Genomic DNA, 5,804 nt, shown 5'->3' with positions numbered 1-5,804 from the left:
AAAGGGTTCATGTAAAAACATGAACCCTTTTTGCAACTGTATCAGCAGATTACAGCGTGATGACTTCGAATTCGACTTCGGTGTTTACATCCGCATCGTAATCCACTTCGTCGAGACCAAAACCGAACAGATTCAGGAATTCCTGCTTATATCCTGCATAGTCCGTTTTTTGCGCCAGGTTTTCGGTGGTGATCAGCGGCCACAGATCGCGGCATGCCTGCTGAATGTCTTCACGCAGTTCCCAGTCATCCATACGGATACGCTGGTTGTCATCAAGCGCCACTTTATCGCCGTACAGGCTGGTGGTCATCAGACGGTTGATCTGCTCGATGCAGCCTTCATGAATGCCCTGTTCTTTCATCAGCTTGAAGACCATGGAGATGTACAGCGGCATCACCGGAATCGCAGAAGAGGCCTGCGTGATAACGGATTTCAGTACAGCAACGTTAGCGGAACCGTTCAGCGGAGCCAGTTGATTACGCAGCGCGCCTGCCGCGCGGTCGAGATCTTCTTTTGCTTTGCCCAGCGCGCCGTGCCAGTAGATTGGCCAGGTCAGGTCAGTACCGATGTAGGAGTAGGCAACGGTTTTCACGCCGTCAGCCAGCACGCCTGCTTCGCTCAGCGCGCCCATCCACAGTTCCCAGTCTTCGCCGCCCATAACGGTGACGGTGTTCTGAACTTCTTCTTCGGTTGCCGGCTCAATGCTGGCGGTTATGATCTGATCTTTGTTGGTATCGATCGCTTTAGAGGTATAAACCTCACCGATTGGCTTCAGCGCAGAACGGACGATTTCACCGGTTTTCGGCATTTTACGTACCGGAGATGCCAGTGAGTAAACCACCAGGTCAATCTGACCCAGGTCTTCTTTGATCAGTTTGATAACTTCGTCGCGACACTCGTCGGAGAACGCGTCGCCGTTGATGCTTTTGGAATACAGACCTTCGCGTTTTGCGGCCTCATCGAAGGCTGCAGAGTTATACCAGCCCGCGGAACCTGGCTTGGTTTCCGTGCCTGGTTTTTCGAAAAATACGCCGATAGTGGCGGCTCCGCTGCCAAATGCCGCGGAAATTCTGGAAGCAAGGCCGTAACCGGTGGAAGCACCGATGACCAGCACACGGGAAGGGCCGTTAGCGATTTTCCCGTTTTTCTTCACATAATCGATCTGTTTTTCCACATTGACTTTGCAGCCAGTCGGATGGGTCGTTGTACAGATGAATCCACGAATTTTTGGTTTGATTATCATAATGATGGCTAATTAAGTTTGTATTTTCGCTGTCAAGTGCGCAATGACACCGTCTGTTCTGGCTTGCTAAACGTGATGGTTAACAAGCCCCCCACATCTATTATGGCACGGGACATTATACAGAAAAGGAGTGCCAATACTGAATCTACCACTGATTTTAGGCCTGATGCTGGCGCTACTCGGCGGATTTACGCTCCAGAACAATCTTCCAGAACGCGTCGATTAGCGGCTCATGCAGCCGTTTTTTCGGCGCGCAGACACCCAGCTCGAACGGCGTTTTTTCGTCGCTGCGTTCTAAAATCATCACGCGATTCCGTACCGGCTCCGGGCTGTTTTCCAGCACCACTTCCGGCAGCAGCGCCACGCCGCAGCCCAGCGCCACCATCGAGACCATCGCTTCGTGCCCCCCGACCGTGGCGTAAATCGATGGGTTGCTGATTTTGTGACGGCGGAACCACAACTCGATGCGGCGGCGTACCGGCCCCTGGTCGGCCATGATAAACGGCACCGTCGACCAGTCTGGTTTATCGACCGAAACCTGATTCCGTACCGGGCAAGGCAATGCTGGTGCGATCAACACTACCGTTAAATTCTCCAGCATCGAGAATGCTACTGCGCCGGGCAGCGTCTCCGGCTTACCTGCTATTGCCAGATCGGCCTCTCCGGTGACCACTTTGTCCATTGCGTCAGCGGCATCGCCGGTGGTGAGCTTAATTTCAACCGAGGGGTGCTCGGCGCGAAAGCGGTCGAGAATTGGCGGCAGGTGGCTGTAGGCGGCGGTAACCGAGCAGAAGATATGCAGCTCACCCGACAGCGACGGTCCCTGTTGATCGAGGGTGTGGCGCAATTGTTGATACTGCAACAGCGTCTGCTGGGCAAACACTCGCAGCTCTTCGCCTGCTTCGGTCAGCGTGACCGTACGGTTATCGCGCACAAACAGCGCCTGGCCGAGATCTTCTTCCAGCCGTTGGATCTGGCGTGAGAGTGTGGAGGGGCTGACGTGCATCGCCCGCGCACTGCGGCCAAAGTGGCGGCTTTCCGCCAGATGCAGGAACATTTTCAGATCGCGTAAATCCACGGACGAGCCTCCGATTTTCTACGTTGCAGATATTGCAATGTGATGTTGTGAATATATCAATTTCCGCAATAATTTTCCTGTTGTAATGTGGGTTCATTCTCGCTGAAACGCGAACCGAACAATAAGACAGTACAACATCACGAGGTATCACCATGGCTAACTACTTTAATACACTGAACCTGCGCCAGCAGCTGGCGCAGCTGGGCAAATGTCGCTTTATGGGTCGCGACGAATTCGCCGATGGCGCAAGCTACCTTCAGGGTAAAAAAGTGGTCATCGTCGGGTGCGGTGCTCAGGGGCTTAACCAAGGCCTGAACATGCGCGACTCCGGTCTGGATATCTCCTACGCCCTGCGTAAAGAAGCGATTGCTGAGAAGCGAGCTTCCTGGCGCAAAGCGACCGAAAATGGCTTCAAAGTAGGTACCTACGAAGAGCTGATCCCGCAGGCGGATCTGGTGGTTAACCTGACGCCGGACAAACAGCACTCCGACGTTGTACGTTCCGTACAGCCGCTGATGAAAGACGGCGCGGCGCTGGGCTACTCTCACGGTTTCAACATCGTCGAAGTGGGCGAGCAGATCCGTAAAGATATCACTGTGGTGATGGTTGCGCCGAAGTGTCCGGGTACCGAAGTGCGTGAAGAGTACAAACGTGGTTTTGGTGTTCCAACCCTGATCGCCGTTCACCCGGAAAACGATCCGAAAGGCGAAGGCATGGCGATTGCCAAAGCATGGGCTGCGGCCACTGGCGGTCACCGTGCAGGCGTGCTGGAATCGTCCTTCGTTGCGGAAGTGAAATCTGACCTGATGGGCGAGCAGACAATCCTGTGCGGTATGCTGCAGGCAGGCTCTCTGCTGTGCTTCGACAAGCTGGTGGAAGAGGGTACTGACCCGGCTTACGCCGAAAAACTGATTCAGTTTGGCTGGGAAACCATCACCGAAGCGCTGAAGCAGGGCGGTATCACCCTGATGATGGATCGTCTGTCTAACCCAGCGAAACTGCGTGCTTATGCGCTGTCCGAACAGCTGAAAGAGATCATGGCGCCACTGTTCCAGAAACACATGGATGACATCATCTCCGGCGAATTCTCTTCAGGCATGATGGCTGACTGGGCCAACGACGATAAGAAACTGCTGACCTGGCGTGAAGAGACCGGCAAAACCGCGTTCGAAACCGCGCCGCAGTTTGAAGGTAAAATTGGCGAGCAGGAGTACTTCGATAAAGGCGTGCTGATGATCGCGATGGTGAAGGCTGGCGTTGAGCTGGCGTTTGAAACCATGGTGGATTCCGGCATCATCGAAGAGTCTGCTTACTACGAATCACTGCACGAACTGCCGCTGATCGCGAACACCATCGCCCGTAAGCGCTTGTACGAAATGAACGTTGTCATTTCCGATACCGCAGAATACGGTAACTACCTGTTCTCTTACGCGTGTGTACCGCTGCTGAAAGAGTTCATGACCACCCTGCAAACCGGAGATCTGGGCAAAGCGATTGCCGAAGGTGCGGTAGACAACGCGCAGCTGCGCGACGTAAACGATGCTATTCGCGGCCATGCTATCGAGAAAGTTGGCCAGAAACTGCGTGGCTATATGACGGATATGAAACGTATTGCTGTAGCTGGCTAAGAGGCCGCCTTTCGGCAAAAAAAGCCCGGTGTTTTAACACACCGGGCTTTCTATTAGTTACGGTACAGCACTTTAATGATGTGGTAACCGAACTGAGTGTGCAGTGGGCCGGTTGGCTCCAGCACCGGGCAGGAGAACACCACTTTATCAAACGCCGGAACCATCTGGCCCTGACGGAATTCGCCTAAATCGCCGCCGCGTTTGCCCGACGGGCAGATAGAGTGTTTCTTCGCCAGTTTACCAAAATCGGCGCCATTTTTGATTTGTTCCAGAAGATCGAGAGCCAGTTTCTCTTCTTTAACAAGGATATGCACTGCTGATGCTGTTTTTGCCATGGTTTGCGCTCTGAGTTGAGTGATAAATCAGGGCGCAATAGTAGCATGTAATCCGTGGTCTTCGGCGATGGGCTATGACCGATCCCCCTGGCGTCACTTTCTGCTACAATCCACATCCCCGTGTTTACAGATTGAGCAATCCTCTATGCGTTTGAACCCCGGACAACAACAAGCCGTCGAATTCGTCACCGGACCTTGCCTGGTGTTGGCGGGAGCGGGTTCCGGTAAGACGCGTGTTATCACTAACAAAATCGCACATCTGATCCGTGAATGTGGCTATCAGGCACGACATATTGCGGCAGTAACCTTTACCAATAAGGCTGCGCGCGAGATGAAAGAGCGTGTGGCGCAAACGTTGGGTCGTAAAGAAGCGCGCGGGTTGATGATCTCTACTTTCCACACTCTGGGACTGGATGTCATTAAGCGTGAATACGCCGCGTTAGGGATGAAGTCGAACTTCTCGTTATTTGATGATACTGACCAGGTGGCCCTGCTTAAGGAATTGACCGAAGGGCTAATTGAAGACGATAAGCTTATCCTTCAACAGTTGATTTCAACGATCTCCAACTGGAAAAACGATCTGATGACCCCAGCGCAGGCGGCAGCCAGTGCAAAGGGTGAACGCGATCGTATTTTTGCCCACTGCTATGGTCTGTATGACGCGCATATGAAGGCGTGTAACGTCCTCGATTTTGACGATCTGATCCTGCTCCCCACGCTGCTGTTGCAGCGCAATGAAGAGGTGCGCGAGCGCTGGCAGAACAAAATCCGCTACCTGCTGGTGGATGAATATCAGGATACCAACACCAGCCAGTACGAGTTGGTGAAGTTGCTGGTGGGGAAACGCGCGCGCTTTACCGTCGTGGGTGATGACGATCAGTCGATCTACTCCTGGCGCGGTGCACGTCCGCAGAACCTGGTACTGTTAAGCAAAGATTTTCCGGCGCTGCAGGTGGTGAAGCTGGAGCAAAACTATCGCTCATCAGGGCGTATCCTGAAGGCGGCGAACATCCTTATTGCTAACAACCCACACGTCTTTGAAAAACGGCTCTTTTCTGAGCTGGGCTACGGCGCTGAGCTGAAGGTTTTGAGTGCGAATAATGAAGAGCACGAAGCAGAACGCGTGACCGGGGAACTGATAGCCCATCACTTTGTGAACAAGACGCAGTATAAAGACTACGCCATCCTGTATCGCGGTAATCATCAGTCGCGAGTGTTCGAAAAGTTTCTGATGCAGAACCGCATCCCGTACAAAATTTCCGGCGGGACGTCGTTCTTCTCGCGTCCGGAGATTAAAGATTTGCTGGCCTATCTGCGCGTGCTCAGCAACCCGGATGATGACAGTGCATTTTTGCGCATCGTAAACACCCCTAAGCGTGAAATCGGTCCGGCCACGCTGCAAAAGCTGGGGGAATGGGCGATGACGCGTAATAAAAGCCTGTTTACCGCTAGCTTTGATATGGGACTTAGCCAGACGCTAACCGGGCGCGGATATGATTCTCTGACCCGCTTTACGCACT

At 53.3% G+C, this 5,804-nt stretch carries 4 protein-coding genes and 1 pseudogene; 2 read left to right on the top strand and 3 right to left on the bottom strand.

What is annotated here, in order from left to right:
- Positions 1-49 precede the first annotated feature (49 nt).
- Positions 50-1,243, bottom strand: a complete 1,194-nt coding sequence (gene fabV, locus FDW87_RS02040) for an enoyl-ACP reductase FabV (RefSeq protein WP_016155101.1) — start codon at positions 1,241-1,243, stop codon at positions 50-52.
- 175 nt (positions 1,244-1,418) lie between these two features.
- A complete protein-coding gene (ilvY, locus tag FDW87_RS02035; RefSeq protein WP_016155102.1) occupies positions 1,419-2,321 on the bottom strand; it encodes an HTH-type transcriptional activator IlvY in 903 nt (300 codons plus the stop codon).
- Positions 2,322-2,473: 152 nt separating this feature from the next.
- Here ilvY and ilvC point away from each other — a divergent pair, with 152 nt between their 5' ends.
- Positions 2,474-3,949 (top strand): ketol-acid reductoisomerase, encoded by a 1,476-nt coding sequence (ilvC, locus tag FDW87_RS02030; protein ID WP_016157835.1) that lies wholly within the window; start codon positions 2,474-2,476, stop codon positions 3,947-3,949.
- A gap of 53 nt (positions 3,950-4,002) precedes the next feature.
- Here the strand turns inward: ilvC and ppiC are convergent, their stop codons facing one another.
- Complete coding sequence (gene ppiC / locus FDW87_RS02025; protein WP_016155104.1) at positions 4,003-4,284, bottom strand: peptidylprolyl isomerase PpiC; 282 nt, start codon at positions 4,282-4,284, stop codon at positions 4,003-4,005.
- Positions 4,285-4,429: 145 nt separating this feature from the next.
- Between ppiC and FDW87_RS02020 the strand changes: the two are divergent.
- Positions 4,430-5,804: pseudogene (locus tag FDW87_RS02020) on the top strand (UvrD-helicase domain-containing protein); the annotation flags it as partial.

Origin of the sequence: Citrobacter sp. wls826, assembly GCF_005281245.1 — a bacterium.
Lineage (GTDB): Bacteria > Pseudomonadota > Gammaproteobacteria > Enterobacterales > Enterobacteriaceae > Citrobacter > Citrobacter braakii.
This window is presented reverse-complemented; position numbering and strand designations above follow the sequence as displayed.